At 57.3% G+C, this 22,837-nt stretch carries 20 protein-coding genes and 1 tRNA gene; 9 read left to right on the top strand and 12 right to left on the bottom strand.

Annotation, left to right across the window (positions count from 1 at the left end; genetic code table 11):
• Positions 1-27 precede the first annotated feature (27 nt).
• Positions 28-681 (bottom strand): hypothetical protein, encoded by a 654-nt coding sequence (locus FHT86_RS37910; RefSeq protein ID WP_133706371.1) that lies wholly within the window; start codon positions 679-681, stop codon positions 28-30.
• Between the two features lie 481 nt (positions 682-1,162).
• Here FHT86_RS37910 and FHT86_RS08345 point away from each other — a divergent pair, with 481 nt between their 5' ends.
• Both FHT86_RS08345 and FHT86_RS08340 read left to right on the top strand, forming a co-directional pair.
• A complete protein-coding gene (locus tag FHT86_RS08345) occupies positions 1,163-1,735 on the top strand; it encodes a hypothetical protein (protein ID WP_133706370.1) in 573 nt (190 codons plus the stop codon).
• A 165-nt stretch (positions 1,736-1,900) separates the two neighbouring features.
• Positions 1,901-2,761 carry a hypothetical protein gene (locus FHT86_RS08340; protein WP_133706369.1) on the top strand — a complete coding sequence of 287 codons (861 nt, stop codon included), beginning with the start codon at positions 1,901-1,903 and terminating at the stop codon, positions 2,759-2,761.
• A gap of 735 nt (positions 2,762-3,496) precedes the next feature.
• Here FHT86_RS08340 and FHT86_RS08335 read toward each other — a convergent pair.
• Together FHT86_RS08335 and FHT86_RS08330 are read right to left on the bottom strand one after the other, a co-directional pair.
• Complete coding sequence (locus FHT86_RS08335) at positions 3,497-4,180, bottom strand: HAD family hydrolase (RefSeq protein WP_133706368.1); 684 nt, start codon at positions 4,178-4,180, stop codon at positions 3,497-3,499.
• Between the two features lie 117 nt (positions 4,181-4,297).
• Positions 4,298-4,771 (bottom strand): hypothetical protein, encoded by a 474-nt coding sequence (locus tag FHT86_RS08330; protein WP_133706367.1) that lies wholly within the window; start codon positions 4,769-4,771, stop codon positions 4,298-4,300.
• Positions 4,772-4,933: 162 nt separating this feature from the next.
• Here FHT86_RS08330 and FHT86_RS08325 point away from each other — a divergent pair, with 162 nt between their 5' ends.
• Complete coding sequence (locus tag FHT86_RS08325; protein WP_133706366.1) at positions 4,934-6,214, top strand: serine hydrolase; 1,281 nt, start codon at positions 4,934-4,936, stop codon at positions 6,212-6,214.
• Positions 6,215-6,355: 141 nt separating this feature from the next.
• Here FHT86_RS08325 and FHT86_RS08320 read toward each other — a convergent pair whose 3' ends face one another.
• The 5 genes from FHT86_RS08320 to FHT86_RS08300 form a co-directional block, all read right to left on the bottom strand.
• Entirely contained in the window at positions 6,356-7,162 is an 807-nt protein-coding gene (locus FHT86_RS08320) for a class I SAM-dependent methyltransferase (RefSeq protein ID WP_133706365.1), read from the bottom strand.
• Positions 7,163-8,019: 857 nt separating this feature from the next.
• Positions 8,020-11,829: a vitamin B12-dependent ribonucleotide reductase gene (locus FHT86_RS08315; protein WP_133706364.1), complete on the bottom strand. Its 3,810-nt coding sequence runs from the start codon at positions 11,827-11,829 to the stop codon at positions 8,020-8,022.
• 770 nt (positions 11,830-12,599) lie between these two features.
• Positions 12,600-13,097, bottom strand: a complete 498-nt coding sequence (gpt, locus tag FHT86_RS08310; RefSeq protein ID WP_133706363.1) for a xanthine phosphoribosyltransferase — start codon at positions 13,095-13,097, stop codon at positions 12,600-12,602.
• A gap of 343 nt (positions 13,098-13,440) precedes the next feature.
• Positions 13,441-14,283 (bottom strand): universal stress protein, encoded by an 843-nt coding sequence (locus tag FHT86_RS08305; RefSeq protein WP_133706362.1) that lies wholly within the window; start codon positions 14,281-14,283, stop codon positions 13,441-13,443.
• Between the two features lie 117 nt (positions 14,284-14,400).
• Positions 14,401-15,174, bottom strand: a complete 774-nt coding sequence (locus tag FHT86_RS08300) for a competence/damage-inducible protein A (RefSeq protein WP_133706361.1) — start codon at positions 15,172-15,174, stop codon at positions 14,401-14,403.
• A 241-nt stretch (positions 15,175-15,415) separates the two neighbouring features.
• Between FHT86_RS08300 and wrbA the strand changes: the two genes are divergently transcribed.
• Positions 15,416-16,015: an NAD(P)H:quinone oxidoreductase type IV gene (gene wrbA / locus FHT86_RS08295; RefSeq protein WP_133706360.1), complete on the top strand. Its 600-nt coding sequence runs from the start codon at positions 15,416-15,418 to the stop codon at positions 16,013-16,015.
• Positions 16,016-16,085: 70 nt separating this feature from the next.
• Here wrbA and FHT86_RS08290 read toward each other — a convergent pair whose 3' ends face one another.
• A complete protein-coding gene (locus FHT86_RS08290; protein ID WP_133706359.1) occupies positions 16,086-16,388 on the bottom strand; it encodes a hypothetical protein in 303 nt (100 codons plus the stop codon).
• A 230-nt stretch (positions 16,389-16,618) separates the two neighbouring features.
• On the opposite strand from FHT86_RS08290, the gene FHT86_RS08285 reads away from it, so the two are divergent.
• Positions 16,619-16,936: a hypothetical protein gene (locus FHT86_RS08285; RefSeq protein WP_133706358.1), complete on the top strand. Its 318-nt coding sequence runs from the start codon at positions 16,619-16,621 to the stop codon at positions 16,934-16,936.
• Positions 16,937-17,049: 113 nt separating this feature from the next.
• Here FHT86_RS08285 and FHT86_RS08280 read toward each other — a convergent pair.
• Positions 17,050-17,135: transfer RNA gene (locus tag FHT86_RS08280), tRNA-Leu, on the bottom strand.
• 707 nt (positions 17,136-17,842) lie between these two features.
• Here FHT86_RS08280 and ilvA point away from each other — a divergent pair.
• Both ilvA and FHT86_RS08270 read left to right on the top strand, forming a co-directional pair.
• The gene (gene ilvA, locus FHT86_RS08275; RefSeq protein WP_133706357.1) at positions 17,843-19,093 is read left to right on the top strand and encodes a threonine ammonia-lyase; all 1,251 of its coding nucleotides are present in this window, start codon (positions 17,843-17,845) and stop codon (positions 19,091-19,093) included.
• A 37-nt stretch (positions 19,094-19,130) separates the two neighbouring features.
• Positions 19,131-19,472 (top strand): HlyU family transcriptional regulator, encoded by a 342-nt coding sequence (locus FHT86_RS08270; RefSeq protein ID WP_133706356.1) that lies wholly within the window; start codon positions 19,131-19,133, stop codon positions 19,470-19,472.
• Positions 19,473-19,544: 72 nt separating this feature from the next.
• Here the strand turns inward: FHT86_RS08270 and FHT86_RS08265 are convergent, their stop codons facing one another.
• Positions 19,545-20,321, bottom strand: a complete 777-nt coding sequence (locus FHT86_RS08265; RefSeq protein ID WP_133706355.1) for an SDR family NAD(P)-dependent oxidoreductase — start codon at positions 20,319-20,321, stop codon at positions 19,545-19,547.
• Positions 20,322-20,427: 106 nt separating this feature from the next.
• On the opposite strand from FHT86_RS08265, the gene FHT86_RS08260 reads away from it, so the two are divergent.
• Complete coding sequence (locus tag FHT86_RS08260; RefSeq protein WP_133706354.1) at positions 20,428-21,015, top strand: TetR/AcrR family transcriptional regulator; 588 nt, start codon at positions 20,428-20,430, stop codon at positions 21,013-21,015.
• Positions 21,016-21,073: 58 nt separating this feature from the next.
• Here the strand turns inward: FHT86_RS08260 and FHT86_RS08255 are convergent, their stop codons facing one another.
• The gene (locus FHT86_RS08255) at positions 21,074-21,688 is read right to left on the bottom strand and encodes an FMN-dependent NADH-azoreductase (protein ID WP_133706353.1); all 615 of its coding nucleotides are present in this window, start codon (positions 21,686-21,688) and stop codon (positions 21,074-21,076) included.
• 135 nt (positions 21,689-21,823) lie between these two features.
• Between FHT86_RS08255 and FHT86_RS08250 the strand changes: the two genes are divergently transcribed.
• Positions 21,824-22,792: a LysR family transcriptional regulator gene (locus tag FHT86_RS08250; protein WP_133706352.1), complete on the top strand. Its 969-nt coding sequence runs from the start codon at positions 21,824-21,826 to the stop codon at positions 22,790-22,792.
• Positions 22,793-22,837: the final 45 nt, after the last annotated feature.

Raw genomic sequence — 22,837 nt, 5'->3', positions numbered from 1 at the left:
CATAGACACAGTGGTCTTTTTTAAAATCTAACCTGGAGGCCCGGTGTAGCCGACCGCATTCGGCCCCCCGTTCATCTCTCGTAGCTTGACAACGTACAGCTGCGGGCGGAGCCAGATGCCGGGCGTCTTATACCCCATGGAACGTGCGATTTTCCCCACGAAGGCATTGCAGTTACTAACTGTCGCCTGCCAGAAACGGGAACTGGCCTGCAGCTTGCGTATGTACGCAACAACTTTCTTGTATTCCTGTTCGTTCAGCGTAACGCGCCAGCTAGCCGATCTGTACCTGTCATCGAGATCTCCGTCGCTCTCCCCGGTCTCGGCTGGCACCGGTATATAATGGCCCAGGATGTAGGGTAAGGCACTATTCGACGCCGGGTGCAGACCGGCTACTTCGCGATCAATTATGTTGCCCGTCTTGCCCATACGCCCAAAAATTACGTAGGTGTGGCCGTAGCTGAGGGCATAGCGGGAACGGAACTCAATGAAAAATCGCCCTACCTTTTGTTGAGACCGCGCTGCCGTGGCTATATTCCGTGGTGTCGTCGCAGAAATTGTCGGAACGGCTACATCGCCGCTAGACGCAGAACCGGACCTGGTCTCCCCTTGCGTCGGACAAGCCGCTGCCGCGAGTGCGAGCAAGGTTACAAATAATAGGCGACCGCTCATGAGCGACTCCATTCACGAACTCCGAAGAGCAGACACACACGAAGCTGGATGACTCGACGGCCACGCCGTATGCCTTCAGTCCGATCCGGTCTGAATCAAGCGTTGGGGCCTGATGCAAGGCCTCCGCAGTTGCGAATTTTGGTTGTAGAGTACCACAAATAGAGCTGGCCTCTAAAGCATTTTCAGTGAACGCGGAATCGGCGTGCGCTCTATCTCTGCCGCGACGGACGCGGGCGCTGGCTCCAACGGCCCATGCTGGCCTCATATGCTTCTGCACCGTTGGCGACGAAATTAGAGGGCATGTGATCCTCGACAATCTGTCAGTAATGCGTGTCTGCGGTTGAACAGTTCAAGTTCTGATGACCACTAGTGGCACAAAGGCGTCGCCTGTGCAGTACCTTGAATTGCCGATACTGATTTTTACTCAGTCTTAAGTTGCGCATAGTATGTGTGGGCACTGTATTTGGCGGCCTCAAAGACGAGATTTGATCCGATGCATTTGCTTCATACAGCAATTCTGCCGCTTCTGGTGATGCTGCTCTTTGCCGGTGTCTGTGCATTCTTCTCTAAAACCCGTGGGCTTGGTGGCGGGTTCGGAGCATTGATGGGTTTCTTATTCGGGCCTTTGTCGTTTTCTATCGTTGAATGGAGAGCGCGAGCCAAGCAGACGCCGCACATCCTTCGAATTGATTCGGAAAACAGACAAATATACGCCCCTGCCACAAAGACACTGGGGCAATACGAGCCGTCGCGTAACGAGACTTTTCAGTTTCTGGCAGGCACAGTGGGATTGATGCTTCTGGCTATCATCTGGTGTTTCGCGGTATTCTCAATCGTTGTCTCCGGGCAATTTGAGATCAGGCGGGGGAAATACGATCCAACTGATGTGATTTACACATCAGGGAGCAATCCGTTCGTTTTCTATGCCGCCGTATTTTCCATGGCATTTGTGGCCATACTGTTGGTATCGCTTAGTGTCGCAATCTTGGTCAGGTATCTTCAGAGACGTCGGAAGAGACTGAATACGCAAAGTCGGCATGAGAGCGGGGTCGGCAGCAATGAGTGACCGCTTGTGGCGGATATTGCGGAAGAGGCGCTCGTCCGCTGTGGGCCCGATGCCGACATGGCCCTGATAAAATCTCACTTAAGTCAATTAGGATTTCAACAACCACAGCGCGATTAGAGCCGTCATGCGCCTTGAAGTGGACGAGCGAAAGCACAATAATCGGCAATGCTCAGGCGGCTTCTCCAGTTCTTCAAACGGCTCTTGCTGGTCAGCGGATTGGCCGTCATCGGCGTTGGTTCCGGAACTGCCTTCCTGGTCGCAGGGCTTAACATGTGGGGCGTGCTTTCAATTCACGATCGGTCTGCACTTGGCAAACAGGAGACGCGAGAAGATATTTATAATCTACCTTGCGACGACGCGAAGCTCGATACATCGCAAGAAAATTTCGAATTGAACCGGCGACGCAGTGCGCTGATCGAGTTGACCCATCCTATCGACGTAAATCTAGGGCCGTGGAAACTTATTGTTCCATGGGGTTACTGGGAAGGCCGCCCATTGGTTCGAACACTCAACTGCCCTCACTCGGTAGATGCCCTGTGGTTGCAGTATTGGATTCCAACCCTTGATGCCCCGGAAGCTGATATCAGCTATAACGCCAAGACGGACAGCCCAGCTGAAGAGCGTCGACCAAATCCGAAAGCGGACGAGTCTGTGGTCCGGGCTATGCTTAAACCTTACGGCGAAGGTTTCTATGATAAACGTCCGATGGCGGGTTGGTTGATCGGGTCCCGGCATCTCGCTGCGGGTGCGGCCGGAATAATTCAAGATGATGGGCTGTGGAGAACAACAGTTCCTGTGGGCGACCTAAAAACGATCTACTGGTTCAGGTCGAGCGAGATCGAGGATTTAGTCATCCAATGCGATCCTTCGTCAACGCGGTGCATGGGGGACGTCGATTTCAAGGATTTAAACCTGGAAGCGACACTTATCTTCAACAAGGTCGCTGTTTCTCAACATGCGATCATCGTCGACGGCCTTCGAACGCTTTTGAGCCGATGGCAGCTGGAGAAGCATGTTTCCAATTGAGTGTTGGTTCTACGCCGAATGACCGCATGTGGCGGGCGCGTTCCGTCCGTGGTCGCCTGTCGGCCCGAAGCGGCCACCTGGTGCAGTTCACAAACTACATGCTCTCAAGGTGTTGAAGGCATACTTGCCGAAAGCCACCCAGATCGGATGCCGTGGCGGCTCCAGTCATGCTTACACCGAAGGCTCGCGACTGGGCACTCACATCTCAGGCGGCTTTGGGCCCGACTTGCCGACTATGTCTCTTAGCCGATCAAAGTCTATCTCCGAGGAGATGATCGTGTCGATCACTCCGAACCGCTCCACCTTGAGCGACGCCTGTAGGTGATGATCAAACTCTCTTGCCTTTCCGACGAAGATCAACGAGGCGTCACCTTGATTAACGGGAGCTACTTTCTGAACCATATCCCTGTCGAATGGGAAGAGCCGCGTTTTCAACACGATTGAAGGTGTGGCCAGACGTGCATATCACGGAGAGAGAACTGCGTTTCCAGGGACCGTAAGCCGATCCAATCTCCAACCGACCGACGGAAGCCGCACTACCGAAGTCCCTGAAATCTGCAAACGCAACACGGGGGTCATTTCCGCCCATCCAGCAGAGCGCCCAAATCAGGGCGGATATTGCCAAGCTTGCCCAGAGGTAGCGCGGCATAGTGAGGCCTCGTTGGATCATCCTCATCTCACTATCAGAAAATTATTACGACCGCTCATGGCGCATCGCTGTCATGGCCGGTGTCGTCACCTAATGGTGCCAGCAGCCGAGGCGGTTAGAATGAGCTTGCGCACGGCATGGAGGTCGCTGACAACGCCAGTGCATAGGGAATGGATTTCCGGTGTTGGGCTAAGAAGATCGGGGACCATGAAGGTCATCATCCCGGCGGCTGAGGCAGAACGAACCCCGTTGAAGGAATCTTCTAACGCTAGGCATAGGGTGGGATTTACACCAAGCCGCTTCGCAGCGGTCAAGAACGGGTCAGGCGCGGGTTTACTTGCGGCGTAATCTCCGTGCGCAATGACCGCATCGAACCGGCCCGCTAAGCCATGAGCGGACAGATGGCTCCGTACCGTAGAGTGGGCCGACGATGTCGCGATGCATCGTGGCAATTCGAGCTGATCAAGGATATCGAGGAGTTCGACGACACCCGGCTTTAGCCGAAGTTGCGTGCTAGCCAGTACTTTGAACCGTTCCGTCACCTCTCTGCCATACTGATCAACGGGGAAATCTGATCCCATTTGCTCCAAGAGCAATAGTCTGCTCTGGACCCACGGCACTCCTATGGTGCTTTGAATAAGCGTTGTCGGCAGATTGTGCCCCCCAGCGCTGGAAGCCGCCAGAAACGCTTGTTGGTAGAGAGCTTCTGTATCGAAAATTAGCCCGTCCATGTCGAAGATCACGGCGGCTGGTATATGAGGCAGCTTCATTTTCCATCCATGTTGTTATTACTCAATCTCGCTCTCATGCACCGCAACCATGAAAGCCGGATGATCGCAATTGGCGCGATCCGGCCGTCAACATCGTCCGCAGTCGTCCCGTAGCAGTTATCGATGGAGTAAAAACCAAAGCTTAACTAGAAGCTGGATTGTCAGGCCCGCGATTACGACTTTGCCTGCCAGCAGTGAAACCCTGCGCCCTAACTTTATCTGTCTTTCCCGTTTTTCGGCAGGCGAGATCGGATTTTCAGGCGCAGATAGCAGTCGTGTCCGTTTGGCATTCAGCCAACAGGTATCGAAGATGGCGGTGATTATGACAATCGCCAATAACCCCTGAAATATCGTAGCGCTGAACCCGCCACGGACATAAAAGTACAGGCTAAGAAGTCCTAAGCTTAAGGCACTTAGGATCAGAGCCCTTAAAAGATCGCGGCCTTTAATTTCTTTCAGCATATACAACCCTAGCAAACCAGCGCGTGGTGACCGCGTGGCAAGTTGCCGAATGGTATCGAGCCTTGCAATCAGGAATTGCTCAGTAGAAAATTCATGCCTGGTGATGGTAAACGACTGCTTATGGCGCATTGCGGAAGAGGCGCTCTTCCGCTGTCGATCCAAAGCCGACGAAGGCTAGGCGCAAAATCCGACAGCTTTGCCGAATCCAAATCCTCATGGTGGCAATTGCCGTCACAAAAGCGCGGGGCCAAGTGCTGTAGATGTTTCCTGTTTAAAGGGCGGAGAATACCTATGTCCAATTGGCGCAGCATCGTATTGGTGGCCGCATCGTCAATCGTCTTTCAAATATGCGCAGCGCATGGGCAGGAGCCGCAAAAAGCCGATCCTGTCTTCTCCAAGACCGGGCCTCGTGCCGAAGATTACGGTGAGCAGCTCGGTTATCCCGTTGGTTGGCCATTGAACAAGCAACAAAATATGGTCGGCAACTACAGTCACTTGGATCAACTAGAACCGGTACATACGATAGCTGCTGCCGACAAACCGTCCCCGTTGCTGCGGGCTCGGAACGAGATCACGGTTTCTTACCCCTTCGGTGACACCTATACCTTCGCCACCTCTACGGCTACCTTGCCGGACTACCTTGCACGCAACCCGGCGACGGGGCTCCTGATCGCGCATGACCAGACTATTCTATATGAGCATTACCAGTATGGTCGCACCGACCACGACCGATTTCTTTCGCAGTCGATGGCTAAAACTATCACTGCCATGCTTATTGGAATTGCGATTGCCGAAGGTGCGATCCAATCGGTGGATGACACGGCCGAGACCTACGTGCCTGAGTTGAAGGGCACTGAGATTGGCAGCACCCCGCTACGCGCTTTGCTCCATATGGCATCAGGCATCGCCTTTACAGAAGACTACAGCGGAACAGATGACAACGCCAAGCTCAATCACCTGCTGTTTGGCAAAGTGAAAATCAGCACGGTGGAAGCTGTGTCGCAATTCAACAAACGAATTGCTCCTCCCGATACCCTTTGGCATTACAGCGGCCTAAACGTCGAAGTCTTGGGCTTGGTTCTTGCCCGCGCGACCCATATGACGATGTCCGAATACTTGCAAACGCGGATATGGCAGCCAATGGGGGCAGAGTCTTCCGCAACGTGGATGGTTGATAATTCTGGGCAGGAATGCGCTTACGCTGGTTTCAGCGCTACCCTAAGAGACTATGCCCGTTTCGGTCTGCTCCTTGCCGATGACGGTTTTTGGAATGGTCGCCAGATCATCCCGCGCCAATGGCTGCTCGATGCGACGCAACCTGTTGAGCAGGGTTCTTTCTTAGCTCTCGACGAAACAACCCATCCGTGGGGATACGGATATCTGACCTGGGTATTCCCTGGACCCCATCGCATGTTTTGGTTGGATGGATCGAGGGGGCAACACATCATTGTTGATCCGACAACCCATCTGGTGCTTGTGCAGACAGCTGTCCAACCAGACACGCCTTTCCTGGCGGAAAGCGAGTTGCTCGATGTTTGGAACGCTGCGCTCAAGCAGTTTTCGACTGATTAGCCGGTCTTGCGGCTTGGCCGTTTATTTTCTCATGCTCCAGTTGGATTGATCAGAATGACTGCCTCTGGCGCGATCCGGCCGAAAGGGCTGTCGGCCCGAAGCGGTCACTGCGAATAGTCCAACTGATTGTCATAGAGGGTATCAGGCCCTCGCTGTCACGATCCATATCGAGGCGACAAGTGCCACACTCGCTGCGTGGCCAAGGCCTGCGAGCGCTTCGCGCAACTTGGGTTCAGCCGCCGACTTGATCGCGGGGTTCTCGCGAGCAATTTTACCAAGCGGGCCAACGCTCAGCAGCACGCGCGTCATTGCGTCAACGTCACCGCTGGTCACTGCTTCGTCGTAAGGTACCATTGCGATGTCTTTAAATCCGGCAGACATGAGAACGTTGCGGACATATTCCGGGTCTGAAAAGCTGAAAGGGGTTTCGTCTTCTGGCGATTGAAATCCCGCCGCAAGTAACGGAAACCTGTCCAATTCATTGTCCAGAAAAGGCCCCCAACAGCAGAATGCAATCCTGCCATCCCGCTTCAGCGAGCGATGGAAATTGGAGAAAGCGGCTATTGGATCACGAAGTGACATCACGCCAAAGCGGGAGAAAACCGCATCCACACTGCGAGAGGGTAGCTCCACCACCTGAGCATCGGCCTCAATCAAGCGAACACATTTGCGATGGCTTGTGCGTTGACCGGCGACCGAGAGGAGCTGTTCTGCAATATCTACGCCGTAGACCAGCCCTTCTTCACCGACCCGATCCGCTAGTTGCAAGATCGTCTGCCCCGTCCCGCAACCGACATCGATGACGGTATCCATAGGACCCAAACGCAGCTCCTCCATGGCTCGTAGGCCAAGAGGAGAAAGCTGGCGGTCAATGAGTTCGTATTCTTCGGCCCAGGCCTTGGCGTGCAATTGCCGTGGACTGTAGGTATTGATGCATGCCTCAGTCATTCACTGGTCCGTCCGATAATCCCGCAGGCGCAGAACTGTAGACCATTCACAGCAACGACCGCAATTGGTGCGATCCGGCCAAGATCGCAGTCGGCCCGAAGCGGACGTCTTGGAGCTGCCCTTAACGTGCGTTAGGTCACGGCATATCGGTCGGATCGATTTAGCAGGTGAAGTGCTTCAGCTGCATTGCCATTTAGGCAGCCGCGGGCGATCGCCAAGCATTCGAGACCAGCTCCCTGCTTTGGCGGGACGTAGGACCCGAATCCTCCTATAGTGCTCTTGCTTAAGCGGCTGGCGGACTAAGGTCTGTCGGTCATGCGAATGCTCAAAGGTTATTCGCAAGGTGTCGTGGCCGAGATTGCAGTCTCGGTTGCGGCATCGCGGAGAAAGGTTCTCCGATTTCACTTCCTTTGCGTCGATCCTTCTTTCGTTTCTCCGAATCACCTAGAGTAACATAGCCAAAATCAGGGATTATGTAAATATAAATCCGTTAAAAATCCCTTACTTTCAGTATTTTGGCGCCATTCATTGAGGGAAATTCTCCGCTTTTGTGATGAGGCTAAATACTTCCGAAGCTAAAACGAAATGAGGCGACTCAACGTTTCTTTAAACGCATTGAGTCGCCTCTTCGTTTACTCCATTCAACAGTTTCTCTGCTGATTTTATCTTGGGATTATTTGAGCAATCCGTGCGCTTATTAGGTTTCTGTTCTTTCTTGTGCCTATCGCGTCCAAAATTCCAAAATTTCTATGCCAGGGAAAAGTTGGATTGGACGCGACCCACGTCATTTTGCGCAGTTAGGATTGGTTTTGCGCAATACCTTGATTGGATCGACGACACACCTTGTGACTGGCACCTCAGCTGCATCCGCTCGTTGCACCGCATGTGTCGCACTTCTCGCAGGTGCCGTTGCGGACCATCGTGAAGTTCTGGCATTCGGTGCACATGTTGCCGGTGTAGCCCTGCATGATGGAGCGGGCGCGGCGTTCGGATTCCAGTTTCTTGGCTTCCGCCTTCGCCGTTGCCGCGTCATCCGCCGCCTTGTCGGTGAAGAGGGCGGTGGAGGCTTCGGCGGTTTCGTTTGCCAATTCCTCAACAATCTCTTCGGCCAGTTCTTTGGCGCGTTCCTCATAGTCACGCTTGAAGGCGACGACTTCCGAGGTGGTGACGGCAGTAGCCGGCTCAAGCTTGCGCACGGTATTGCCGGCGAAAGCGGTGATCGTCGCGACCGAGGCGGCCCGCGCCGGAGCGGCCGTAGCCGAACCCTTGACCTCTGCTGCTTGGCGTTCACCCGATGTCGGCACTAGCGTCGGCTTGTAGCCGCGGGTCAGGCCCTTGGAAACGACATCAGCCTTGCCTTCCGATACGCCGCGTCCGAGCGCCGTGTTCGAGAAATCCGAGGTGTCGACATGAGCGAGATCGTGGCGGCCGAGATAGGAGATCGCGAGCTCACGGAAGACGTAGTCGAGGATCGACGTGGCGTTCTTGATCGCGTCGTTGCCGGTGACGATGCCGGCCGGCTCGAACTTGGTGAAAGTGAAGGCGTCGACATACTCTTCGAGCGGCACGCCGTATTGCAGGCCGAGCGAGACAGAGATGGCGAAGTTGTTGATGAAGGCGCGTAGTGCCGAACCTTCCTTGTTCATGTCGAGGAAGATTTCGCCGAGACGGCCGTCGTCATATTCGCCGGTGCGCAGGAAGATGGTGTGTCCGCCGATCTTGGCCTTCTGGGTGTAACCCTTGCGGCGACCGGGGAGCTTTTCCTGGCTGCGGACAACCTTTTCGATGACCCGCTCGATGATCTTTTCGGTGACGGTGACGGCCTGGGCGGCAGCCGGGGCTTGCAGCAGTTCCTCCAGCGCATCCTCGTCATTGTCGTCTTCGATCAGTGAAGAGTTCAGCGGCTGGCTGAGCTTGGAGCCGTCGCGATAAAGCGCATTCGCCTTCAGGCCGAGCTTCCAGGAGAGCATATAGGCGTTCTTGCAATCCTCGACGGTCGCTTCGTTGGCCATGTTGATCGTCTTGGAAATGGCGCCCGAGATGAAGGGCTGAGCGGCAGCCATCATGCGGATGTGGCTTTCGACCGAGAGGTAGCGCTTACCGATCTTGCCGCAGGGATTGGCGCAATCGAAGACGGCGAGGTGCTCGTTCTTAAGGAACGGCGCGCCTTCCAACGTCATCGCACCGCAGACATGGATGTTGGCAGCCTCGATCTCCTTCTTGGAGAAACCGAGATGGTCGAGCAGGTTGAAGCTGATGTCCGTCAGCTGCTCGTCGGAAACCTTCAGCGTGCCCTTCAGGAAGTCGGCGCCGAGCGTCCACTGGTTGAAGACGAACTTGATATCGAAGGCGCTCTTCAGAGCAGCGTTGACGGCTTCCACCTTTTCGTCCGTGAAGCCCTTGGCCTTCAGCGTCGAGGGGTTGACGGCCGGCGCCTGGTTTAGGTTGCCGTGGCCAACGGCATAGGCTTCGATCTCGGCAATCTGGCTTTCGCTGTAGCCGAGTGCGCGCAGCGCTTCCGGAACGGCGCGGTTGATGATCTTGAAATAGCCGCCGCCGGCGAGCTTCTTGAACTTCACCAGCGCAAAGTCGGGCTCGATGCCGGTGGTGTCGCAATCCATGACGAGGCCGATCGTGCCGGTCGGCGCGATGACGGTTGCCTGGGCGTTGCGGTAGCCGTGCTTTTCGCCGAGCTCCAGCGCCTTGTCCCAGGCAGCCTTGGCATGGGCAACGAGATCCTGATCAGGATTTTCGGAGTGGATCAGCGCCACCGGATTGACCGACAGGCCTTCATAGCCCGAGGTCTCGCCATAGGCGGCGCGGCGGTGGTTGCGGATGACGCGCAGCATATGTTCGCGGTTTGGCTTGAACATCGGGAAGGTCCCGAGTTCGGAAGCCATTTCGGCCGAGGTCGCATAGGCGATGCCGGTCATGATCGCGGTCAGCGAACCGGCAATGGCGCGGGCTTCGTCCGAGTCGTAAGGAATGCCGGAGGACATCAGCAGGCCGCCGATATTGGCGTAGCCGAGGCCGAGCGTGCGGTATTCGTAGGAGAGTTCGGCAATGCGGCGCGACGGGAACTGCGCCATCATCACAGAGACTTCGAGAACGACGGTCCACAGACGAACGGCATGCTCGTAGTCGTCGATGTTGATGCGCTTGGAGGCGGCATCCTTGAAGGTCATCAGGTTCAGCGAAGCAAGATTGCAGGCCGTGTCGTCGAGGAACATGTACTCCGAGCACGGGTTGGATGCGCGGATCGGGCCGGCGGCCGGGCTGGTGTGCCAGTCGTTCATCGTCGTGTTGAAGTGCAGGCCCGGATCGGCCGATGCCCAGGCGGCGTAGGAGATGGACTCCCAAAGGTCGCGCGCCTTCAGCGTCTTGACGACCTTGCCGTCCTTGCGGGCGGTCAGGTGCCAGTCGGCGTCGTTCTCGACGGCGCGCAGGAAGTCGTCCTTGATCGATACGGAGTTGTTGGAGTTCTGGCCGGAAACGGTCAGATAGGCTTCCGAATCCCAATCGGTGTCATAGGTCTTGAACTCGAGATCCTTGTAGCCCTGGCGAGCGAACTGGATGACGCGCTGGACGTAGTTTTCCGGAACCTGGTCCTTCTTGGCGGCGCGGATTTCGCGCTTCAGGGCAGGGTTCTTGGCCGGATCGAAGCAATCGCCGTTGTCACCTTCGCAATTGACGGTGGCCTTCATGATCGCTTTCAGATGCTTGGCGACGATCTTCGAGCCGGTGACGAGTGCGGCGACCTTCTGCTCTTCTTTCACCTTCCAGTTGATATATTCCTCGATATCCGGATGATCGATGTCGACGACGACCATCTTGGCGGCGCGGCGTGTCGTGCCGCCCGATTTGATGGCGCCGGCGGCGCGGTCGCCGATCTTCAGGAAGCTCATCAGGCCGGAGGAGCGGCCGCCGCCGGAAAGCTTTTCGCCTTCGCCGCGCAGCAGCGAGAAGTTGGAGCCGGTGCCGGAACCGTACTTGAAGAGACGCGCCTCACGAACCCAGAGGTCCATGATGCCACCTTCGTTGACGAGATCGTCCTCGACCGACTGGATGAAGCAGGCATGCGGCTGCGGATGTTCATAGGCCGACTTGGACTTGGTGATCTTGCCGGTGAAGGGGTCGACATAGAAATGGCCCTGGCCGGGGCCGTCGATACCGTAGGCCCAGTGCATGCCGGTGTTGAACCACTGCGGTGAGTTCGGCGCGACGCGCTGGGTCGCGAGCATATAGGCAAGCTCGTCGCGGAAGGCGGAAGCGTCTTCTTCGGAAGAGAAATAGCCGCCCTTCCAACCCCAATAGGTCCAGGTGCCGGCGAGACGGTCGAAGACCTGGCGTCCGTCGGTTTCGGAGCCGGTCTGGCTTTCTTTCGGCAGATCCTTCAGGGCCGCATCATCGGGCACGGAGCGCCACAGGAAGGAAGGAACGTCGTTTTCCTCGACCTTCTTCAGTTTGGCGGGCACGCCGGCCTTGCGGAAATACTTCTGCGCCAGGATGTCGGCAGCAACCTGCGAGAACTGCGCCGGCACGTCGATGTTTTCGAGGCGGAAGACGATCGAGCCGTCAGGATTCTTGATCTCGCTGGTCGCTTTGCGGAACTCGATCTCCGCATAGGGTGACTGGCCTGCCTTCGTAAAACGGCGTTCGATGCGCATGGTCCCATAACCTCATTCGTTGACGCGCACCTGCCTCGTAACAGGGCGCAAAAATCTTTGTCCGGCCTCGCGATTTCAACGCGCAGCCAGTGTTCACTCTGTCCTCTGACAGGAGGTGTCACCCGGAGATGACTTTCCTGTATCTTGTGGTGATGGTGGCTGCAAACACTAAATATAGTATTAACAGCTTATTGCCGCCAGTCCCCGCATGTCTTTTTTTGGCAGCATCGACATCGGCACAAAAACCCTCACGGCGCCACCAGTCATGGTGTATCGCCCTGAATCCAAATCCGATTTCGAGTTAAGGACCAGCCCCCGTTAATCCGTCCGGTCCAGTCGCCGCCACAACGTCAGTCATTAACTTTGAAAGACCCGATTCCGTCAAGGGGTGGTTTGCGACGGATTTTTAACCACAATATCTTGTGGGCTTGCCTGTGGAAATTGGGGAAACGCCAGGAGATCAGAAGATTCAAGCGCTTGGCGGAAATTGTTCGCCCTTCGCGCGACCGCTGACGGGTCGAATGCTACCGCCGACGGAAATAAACGCGACAATATTGTGACCGTGACCTCGGAGCCATTGGCAGAGGGGCAAAAGCATGCAGCAACCCCTCATGATTCGCGCAGAAGGCCTTGAATCCCACGTAATCTTGGTATCTCGACAACCACTAAATATAGTGGGCGCTGAAGCGCCCACCTCTATTGCTGATGTTTTTGTCCGGTTTCGGCACATCACGCAGAATCACTAGTGATTCGCGTGAGACCCACGAGCGTCACCCGCGATGACCCTTGGCGATCGGCTCCTGGTAGGTGAAACCCATGTCCCAAGGGAAATAGATCCAGGTGTCCTGGCTGACCTCGGTGATGAAGGTGTCGATGGTCGGCACCCCCTTCGGCTTGGCATAGACGCAGGCGAAATGCGCCTTTGGCAGCATGGTGCGCACTTCAGCGGCGGTCTTGCCAGTATCGGTCAGGTCGTCGATGACCAACACGCCTTCGCCGCCGTCAGCGGCGAGTTCCGGCGCTATTCCCTTGAGCAGGTTCATTTCGCCCTGGCTCGAATAATCGTGGTAGGAGGCGATACAGACGGTCTCGATCAGGCGGATATTAAGTTCGCGCGAGATAATGGCGGCAGGGACGAGGCCGCCGCGGGTGATGCAGACGATCGCCTTGAAATCGCGCTTGAGGCCGGCCAGCCGCCAGGCAAGGGCGCGGGCATCGCGATGGAACTGATCCCAGGATACGGGAAAGGCTTTATCGGGCAGGGACATGGCTGAGAAGCTCCGGGAGGCAGAGGATGACAACGCACCGGCGCTGCCGGCGACCCTGAGCAGACCCCGCGACGGGCGCGGACCATGGACCAAATCCTGAAACGCAGTTCGCTGGTCCGACCAAACACGATCTCTATCCAAAAAACGCTTTGGATCTTTTTGGGATCACGTTCCGTGGACCACGCGAATGGTTCCCTGGCGGGAATTCTCTCATCGGTCGCTGCTTTCTGCTGGATTTGCCGCCAAAAGGCAAGAGCCGCCGCATATCCGGCAGGCGGTACGGGACCCAGGCGCGCTTTGAGCCCGCGCCTGAGCCTGCCCTCAAACAGAGTCCTATATTTGGTCAGCGCGCCAGCAGCGTCATCGCCGTCATCGACTGCAACAACGTTCGCGTCGTGCCGCCGAAGATCAACTGCCAAAGCCACGAATGTGTATAGGCACCCATGACGAGCAGATCGATGCTGTCGTCGGCGAGGCGATTTTCGATGACCTGCGATGGCGTCTTGCCGCCGCAGGTCGCCGTTTCCAGTCTGGCGCGAATCCCATGGCGGGCAAGCGTAGCGGCAATCTCTAAACCGGTTTCTGTCGGCGAATGCGTCGAACTATCGGACGTGTCGACCGAGAAAACCTCAACGGAATCGGCGGCCTTCAGAAACGGCAGAGCATCGAAGGTGGCACGGGCAGCTTCCTTCGAGCCGTTCCAGGCGATCAGGACACGACGGATCGGCTTCGGCTCGGTAAAGATGTAGGGAATGAGCAGCACCGGACGGCCGCTTTCGAACAGGAAGCTTTCGACATCGACATGCGAGTCAGAAGACTTGTGCGGGTCGGGCTGCACGGCGACCAACAGGTCGGCGCTACGGGCGCTTTCTATCAGCGGCTGCGAGCCATAGCCGACGGTGCTGGCGAAGCTGCGCCATTCATAGGCGATGCCCTCGCGTTCCATTTTCGAGCGAAACAGCCGCTCGATATCGACCGCCTGGCTGTGCGCCATATCCTGTAGTGCCTGTACCGCGATCGGATCGGGGATTTCCATCGGCGCCACCAGCGGAACAGCCGAGACGATTTCCGCATGCAGGCCTACGATATGAGCGCCATGTTCCTTAGCGAGCGCGGCAGCAAAATCGACCGCCACACGCGTATTGTCGGGGGTGTCGAGAATGACGAGGATGGTTTTATAGGACATGACATTGATCTCCCGTGCGGAAAGGTCCGGATCGTTTCATTATATCAGTGTTTCGCCTGATAATAATGCGCCGACATGACAGCGGTTCCCTGGCGAGTTAAAGGCACTCGTTGAATGTCATGCTTCAGCGGACTGATTTTCCTTGGCTTTCGCCCGCCTGATGGTTTCGATCATGGCGCGCACTTCGGCAGCGACACTTTCAACCAGCTCGGCGGAACGGGCCCGCACGACGATCTCCGTCGAGAAGGATTGACCGATATAGCGCGGATAGGAGCCGATGCTGGTCTCCGGGTGTGCTTTCTGGATGGCGCCGAGCGGCGTACCGATCTCACCTTCGCCGTAAGGGCAGGAAATCGCCGTCGAAAGCATGCGGGTGCCGGAACGCAGGGTGGGCACGACATTGTCGAGCATCGCCTGAAAAACCTGTGGGACGCCGGCCATGACATAGACGTTGCCGATGTTGAAACCCGGCGCGGTCGAAACCGGATTGGCAATGTGCTTGGAGCCGACCGGCATACGCGCCATCCGCTGGCGGGCCTCGGTAAATTCCATCTCGCGCCGCGCGTACATCTCGGCCATCAGCCGCATCGCTTCGGCATCGTGTTCGCAAGGCACACCGAAAGCCTTGGCGACGGCGTCGGCGGTGATGTCGTCGTGCGTCGGGCCGATGCCGCCGGACGTGAAGACGTAATCGTATTGGCCGCGCAGTGCGTTGAGCGCTGAGACGATGGCATCCTCGTCGTCGGCGACGATACGAACTTCCTTCAAGTCGATGCCGGAAAGCAGCATGACATCGGCGAGATGGCCGATATTCTTGTCTTTCGTTCGGCCAGAGAGCAGTTCGTCCCCGATGGCCAGCATGGCGGCGGTGACAATGGTTTCATTGGTCATGGAAGTATCCGTGGAATTGCGCAGCCGCGCGTTCGAAAAAAACGTCTGAGATAGGTAGCGCCGTTTGCGGCGAATGCAAACTGCCGTTTTCGTTTCCTTGGCGGCCGTCAAAAAGCATCCGCAAGTGAATATTCGTCTACATCGGGTGAACAGTGCGTTCCAGTTGCAGGGGCTGCGCCTTCGTTTTCCCGCTGATACAAGTCAGCTCGAAAATCAACACGTCCAACAACAGGAGACGTATATGGCTAAGGTTCTGGTTCTCTATTATTCCGCCTATGGTCACATCGAGAAGATGGCCTATGCCGTCGCTGAAGGCGCAAAATCGGCCGGTGCCGACGTGACCGTCAAGCGCGTGCCGGAACTGGTGCCGGAGGAGGTTGCCAAGGCTTCCTACTTCAAGCTCGATCAGGAAGCACCGATCGCATCGCCGGAAGAACTGGCCGAATACGACGCCATCATCGTCGGCTCCGGCACTCGCTTCGGCACGGTCACGTCGCAAATGCGCAATTTCTGGGATCAGACCGGCGGCCTGTGGTTCGGCGGCAAGCTTGTCGGCAAGGTCGGCTCGGTGTTTACCTCTTCGGCTACCCAGCACGGCGGCCAGGAATCGACCATCCTCGGCTTCATTCCGACCCTGCTGCACCACGGCATGGCCGTCGTCGGCCTTCCCTATGCATTCCAGGGCCAGATGGGCACCGAAGAAGTCAAGGGCGGCTCGCCTTACGGCGCGTCCACGATCACCAACGGCGACGGCTCGCGCCAGCCTTCGGAGATCGAACTGGAAGCTGCAAAGTACCAGGGCGCCCATGTTGCCAAGATTGCGGCCAAGCTCGTCGCCTAATTCGACCGGCGCTCATTGACCTAAAGAAAGGCGCGGCGAAAGCTGCGCCTTTTTGCGTGCCGCAACCGGCTTAGCTTTCGGCAAAGATGCGCGCCAGCAGCAGCCCCGTCAGCAAGATGCCGGCCGCCGCCGCGATCAGATCGGACGTCGCTGCCGCCGAAAATGGCCCGATATAGAAGAAGAGCGCAAAAGCGACGGCGAAATTCAGCCAGCCCCAGAATACGTTCAATCCCGGTGAACTGACCCTGCCGTCGTGCAAGCGGATGAAGGGCGTTCTGAACGGTCGGCCAAGCACGCCACTGACAAAATGCGGCACGCCGTTGGCAAGAAAAACACCGGCCAGGAAATGCGCGAGAAGAATGGAAAAGGGCATGCAACTCTCCATGAGGCTCTATTAACTACCATGAGAGCCGATCCGCCGGTCTCTAGCAATCGATCCACGGGTCGTCGTTGAAGTCGTTCCCGGCAGCCTTTGGTCATCACAAATTTCAATGTGCAGCAATGGGCGATGCCGGCGATGTGATCGCTATTTCAGGTGGAATTCATATTCCGTTCACCAATCCTGGTTCAATGAGCAGCTGCAAATTTTAGATAGGAGCTATCATGAGCAAAATTTTCAGCATCGTCGGCGTTGGTGCGCTGACCCTGGTCATGGGCCTCGCATCCGTCGCCCCCTCAGTCGCCGCACCGCTTTATCAGACGAAGCCAGCAGCAAGCACCGCTATCGAGCTAGTGCAATACCATCAGCCGGACCGCCGGCATTGGGATAACAACGGACACCACCCGCACCGCCGTCCGCCGCATTATCGTCCCGGCTATTGGAACGGCTATCACGGTTATAAATACGCCCGTCCGGGCTATCGCCGCCACAGCGACGGCTGGTGGTATCCGCGCAAAGCATTCACGATCATCATTCGCTAAGAGTTTAAAGTCGACAAAGATATCAAGGCGGTCCAACGGGGCCGCCTTGTTTTTGATGGCTATTCCGCTTCGGATAGGGGGAGGGGCAAGAGCTCAGCGGCTATCCAGGGATCTGGTGCGGACGACGGGGGTCGAACCCGTATAGCCTAAGGCCGAGGGATTTTAAGTCCCTTGCGTCTACCAATTTCGCCACGTCCGCGTGCCTTTCCAATCAATCAGTTGCCCGATTCAGTCAAGCGGTTGTTCGCTTATATATGCTTCCTCGTGGATTTGGAGGTGCCGGATTTGGCGGTCGTGCCCTCGGTGGGGAGATTTCTCAGAAGATTTTTGAGGTATGTCTCCAGGCAATAATTCTTGAGAGGGTTCTTGTCGCTGCCCAGGTATGAGCAGGTCTTTTCGGCATCCGCCAGCATCTCTCTCGCCTGTTTCGGCGTCACGATGACCGTTCGCGTCGATCCGCGTCCCTGTGTTTCACACGAAGCCAGCGAAGAGGCCAAGACAACCGCAATTAAAACAAAACGCATCCCAAGCTCTCCGAGAAATCCGGGAAGCCAGATGCCATTTTTGCAGTGCTTTCACAATGAGCGCGTCCGGCGTGACAATGCGAGCTGTTCTGCAACCTTGAGCTTCAAGCGAAGCCCGCCGGCACCGGATGAACCGGATTGGAGCGGGCCTCTAACCATCGTCATGATGGCTGGCTCGCATTGGAAGCAGGCCCATCCTTCCTGTCAATTCGAAGATCTTGTGTTGCGACCGGATGTAACATGGTGGCGCGAAACATAGCAGTTGCGCGCTTGATGGTCGCAATGTCGCTTGGACAAGCCGGAAAGCGCACCAAAGAGGCTTTCTTTACTCAGGTTTCCTGTGTCATAGCGAAGGTGGATTGAACAGGAACGGACCAAACCCGTGGACAAGCAGGATGTTTCCAACGCCACCGAGGCCGTGCGTGGCCTTTTTCCCGCAACGCCGCTGCAACTGAACGAGCATCTTTCCGCTCGTTATGGTGCGGACATCTGGCTGAAGCGCGAGGATCTGACGCCGGTGCGCTCCTACAAGATTCGCGGCGCCTTCAATTTCTTTCGCAAGGTGATTGCCGCGGGCGGTACCGGCAAGACTTTCGTCTGCGCTTCGGCCGGCAATCATGCGCAGGGCTTTGCTTTCGTCTGCCGCCACTTCGGGGTGCCGGGCGTGGTCTATATGCCGGTGACGACGCCGCAGCAGAAAATCGACAAAACCCGCATGTTCGGCGGTGAATTCATCACCATCAAGCTGTTCGGCGACTTCTTCGACCAATGCTACCAGGCAGCGCGCGAGCATGTGCAGCATATTGACGGTGTGATGGTGCCGCCTTTCGATCACGTCGATATCATCGAGGGGCAGGCGACGGTCGCGGCCGAAATCGCCGAGCAATTGCCAGATGGTGTTGTGCCAGACCGCATCGTGCTGCCCGTCGGCGGCGGCGGATTGGCGGCCGGCATCACCGGTTATTTTGCCGATCGCCTCACCAAGGAGTCATTCGTCTTTGCCGAGCCGGCGGGAGCACCCAGCCTGCGGCGCAGCATGGAGGCCGGGCACGTGGTGACGCTGGCTAAGGTCGACAATTTCGTCGACGGCGCGGCCGTCGGCCGTATTGGCGACCTGAATTTCGCCGCGCTGAAGGATTTTGCGGCGGAGCAGGTCATGCTGATTGCGGAAAACGCCATCTGCGTGACGATCACCGATATGCTGAATGTCGAAGGCGTCGTGCTGGAACCCGCCGGCGCGCTGGCGATCACCGCACTCGAGGCGATGGATCGTGAGAGCATTCGCGGCAAGACGATCGTTGCGGTCGTCTCCGGCGGCAATTTCGATTTCGAGCGTCTGCCCGACGTCAAGGAGCGTGCCCTGCGCTATGCCGGGCTGAAGAAATACTTCATCCTGCGACTGGCACAGCGTCCCGGCGCGCTGCGCGATTTCCTCAATCTGCTCGGTCCCGACGACGACATCGCCCGTTTCGAATATCTGAAGAAGAGCGCCCGCAATTTCGGCTCCATCCTGATCGGCATCGAAACCAAGGATCCCGACAATTTCAAGCAACTGGTCGAGAATTTCGAACGCGCCGGCATGGGCTATGAGGACATCACCGAGAACGACATTCTGGCGAACCTGATTATTTAACTTTGCCACCCCACGTCCTTCATGCTAAAGGCGATTCATGGCTTCGATCTTGTCGAATATTCTCTCGATCTTCACCGGTGGCGGCGCTTCGACGACGAGCGCCGAAAAGGCTGGCGGTTCTTCCGTCACCGCTGAGCCGCAGGTGCATGGCGGCTGCACGATCTACGCGACGCCGCAGCGCGAGGGCAGTCAGTTCCGCCTGATGGGCCGGATCGAGAAAGAAGTGAACGGCGAGACGCTGGTGCGCAATTTCATCCGCGCCGATGTCTTCACCTCGTCGGACGATGCGCTGGAGTCGACCTTCCGCAAGGCGCAGCAGATCATCGACCAGAATGGTCCGTCGCTGTTCGGCGATGGCGAGAAGGTTCGCCAGGTCTAAGTTTAGAAAACTGACTTGAACGACAAAGGCCGCCGAATGGCGGCCTTCTCTTTTTCGATTGATTGATCGCGACTAGGCGGCCCGGAAAACCTTGGCGCCCGAGGGTGCGCTTGTCATGCCGCCGTCAACTGTAATTTCGATTGCCGAGACGTTGCTCGAGTCATCAGACGCGAGATAGAGAGCGGCCTTGGCGATTTCTTCGGCTTCGCTCATGCGGCCAAGTGGGCTCATGCCGCCGAGGCGGGCTTCCAACTGGCTCATCGCATCTTCCGTCTGCGCCATCGGCGACCAGATCGGCGTCTTCGTGCCGCCGGGAGTGACCTGGTTGACGCGGATGTTACGCGGCGCCAGCTCAGACGCGAGGTTGCGGGTCATTGAGCGGACGGCGCCCTTGCTGGCGGCATAGGCCGACCAGCCGGCCGAGCCGAGAACGGCATGCACGGAGCCATTGAGAATCACTGACGCACCGTCGTTGAGATGCGGCAGGGCTGCCTGCACGGTGAAGAAGACCGAGGTCAGATTGGTGCGGATGATGGTTTCGAACTGTTCGAGCGAGGTTTGGCCGAGCGGCGTTGCGCCGCCGATGCCGGCATTGGCGAAGACAACGTCAAAATTGCCAAGCTTTTCAGCCGCTTGAGCGAAAGCTTTCTCCGTGGCTGCAACATCGGTCACGTCGACCTGCAGCGGCAATACGTTGCCACCAAGAGCTTCGACGGCGGCGGCAAGGGTTTTTGGATTGCGGCCGGTAATGGCGACCTTGGCGCCTTCGTTGACGAAGACGCGGGCGGTGGCAAGGCCGATGCCGCTGTTTCCGCCGGTGATGATGGCAACTTTGTTCTTGAGACGCATGTTCGTAACTCCTATTGGCTTCAACCGCGATCTGGATTATGATCGTTCTCCATAAGGATTATGATTATAATCCACTTTCGTCAAGGTGCTCCAGGGAGATTTTTTGATGGGCCATTCGCAGTTGGAAAAGCAAAAGACGCATGAGCGGATCGTAACGCTTGCCGCCAAACGCCTGCGGGAGGAGGGGTTGGAGGGTATCGGCGTTGCCGATCTCATGAAGGAAGCGGGCCTGACGGTTGGCGGCTTCTACAAACATTTCGCCTCGCGGGACGAACTCGTGGCCGAGGCCGTTCAGGTGGCGGTGGAGTCATGGCGGCGGCAATTGGAGGGGAAGGGGATTGATCCGGCCGATGTCACCTTGGAACAATATGCCGACGATTATCTGAGTGCGCGTCATCGTGACCATCGCGGCGAGGGCTGTGCCTATGCCGCGTTGACGGCCGATATCGCGCGCAGCGGCGATGCCGTCCGGGCAATCGGGACCGAGGGAATACGGAAGAACATCGAATCGATGACAGCGCGCATGCCGCGGCCGGATGCTGCAGACGCACGGCGCAATGCCATCATCGCGTCCTGTCTGATGACTGGCGCTGTTGGCCTTGCACGGATGGTAAACGACGAAGAGCTTTCCAACGAAATTCTGGAGGCCGCGAGGGGCTTCGTGAAGGAACTGGGGAAAGACGGCGGGAAATAAAAAGAGCAGCCGGTGGGGGGGCCGGCCGCTCTCAAAGAATTGCAATTGTTTTGGAGGCTTAAGCGGCCAGCGCCAGCTCGGCTGCGCGGGCCTGGGCAGCGCCGATCGCCTTTTCAGCGGCTTCCGGACCGAAGGCGAGGCCTTCGACATAAACCGTCTCGACATCGGTGATGCCGATGAAGGCGAGAACCGACTTTAGATAGGGAACGGCGTGATTAAGCGGAGCGGCCGGGCCTTCGGAATAGACGCCACCGGAAGCGAGAACAATATAGGCCTTCTTGCCGGTCGCCAGACCCTTCGGGCCGGTTTCCGTGTAGGTGAAGGTGCGGCCGGCGCGGGCGACGTTGTCGATCCAGGCCTTCAGCGACGAATAGATGTTGAAGTTGATGAGACCGGTGCCGATGACCACGGTGTCGGCGGCGAGCAACTCGTCCACCAGTTCGTCGGAAACCTTGATGGCTTCGGCCTGTTCGGCGGTGCGAGCCTCGACCGGCGTGCGGATGGCAGCGGTGAAGAGCTCATCGATATGCGGCAGCGGCGCGATGGCCAGATTGCGATGGGCGATCGTCTTGCCCGGGTTCTGGGCCTTGATCTTGTCGGCAAGCTCGCTTGCGATCCTGGTGGAGAGCGAATCGCTGCGCGGGCTGGAGGTCAGCAGGAGAATAGAGGACATGGTAATGTTCCTTTTCAATGGGTTGCTAGAGTCGAGCCGGGAAGTCGACCCCGTTCGAAGAAACAAATAAGTCTGCAGTGCCATCGAAAAAACTGTGATAATATGGATCGGAATTATCGATAGAATGGATGGCCAATGCTTCCCAATCCCACTCTCGACCAGCTGCAGGTCTTTTTGACCGTTGCCGAATCCGGCAGCTTTTCGGCCGCTTCGCGCATGCTCAATCGTGCGCAGTCGGTAATCAGCTATACGATCGCCAACCTCGAGGCTCAGCTCGAAATGCCGCTATTCGAACGTTCCGGTTCGCGCCAGCCGACGTTGACGGATGCGGGCAGGGCGATGCTGGAGGATGCGCGCCGCATCGTCGGCGACCTTGAGGTCATGCGCGCACGTGTCAAAGGTATGAAGACCGGGCTTGAGGCCGAAGTGGCTGCGGCCATCAGCGTCATGGTGCCGACCAATGTCCTGGTCGAGGTCCTGAGTGAATTCCGCGAGCGTTTTCCATCGGTTTCATTGCGGCTCGACACGGGCGAGCTCGGCATGATGATGGATCTCGTCGCCAGCGGCAAATCGACGATCGGCATCGGCGGCGCTGTGCTGAAGCAGGATGATTCGCTGGTCATCGAGCGCATCGGCCACGCCTTCATGATGCCGGTCGCCTCGCCGAGCCATCCGCTCGCTCACATCAAGGGGCCGCTCACACTCGGCGATGTGCGGGAGGAGGTGCAATTGGTCGTCACCGACGCTTCGGGCCTCACCAAGGGCCGGGATTTCAACGTGCTATCCTACAAGACCTGGCATGTCAGCGATATCGCCACCAAACATCATCTGATTCGTGGTGGCCTCGGCTGGGGCGGCCTGCCGGCCTCGCTTATTCTCGAAGATCTGCAGAAGGGCCGGTTGGTGCACCTCGACCTCGATGCTTATGAACAAGGCGAATATCCGGTCTATGCCGTGCGCAAGCTCTCCAATCCTCCCGGCCCCGCCGCCGCTTGGATGATCGAAGCCTTCCGTATGCGCCTTTCCATGTGCCCGGGTCGGGCAGACTTCAAAACGTTCTTCGAAACATTTGATGCGGATGAGGAGCCACTCGCCGCAGAATAAATCGGGCGCCTTTTGAGGCGCCCGATTTATTCGCGAAGCTATTTG

Origin of the sequence: Rhizobium sp. BK313, from assembly GCF_014193655.1 — a bacterium.
Classification (GTDB): domain Bacteria; phylum Pseudomonadota; class Alphaproteobacteria; order Rhizobiales; family Rhizobiaceae; genus Rhizobium.
Note: the sequence above shows the minus strand (reverse complement) of the source record. Positions and strands in the feature narration are given on the sequence as shown.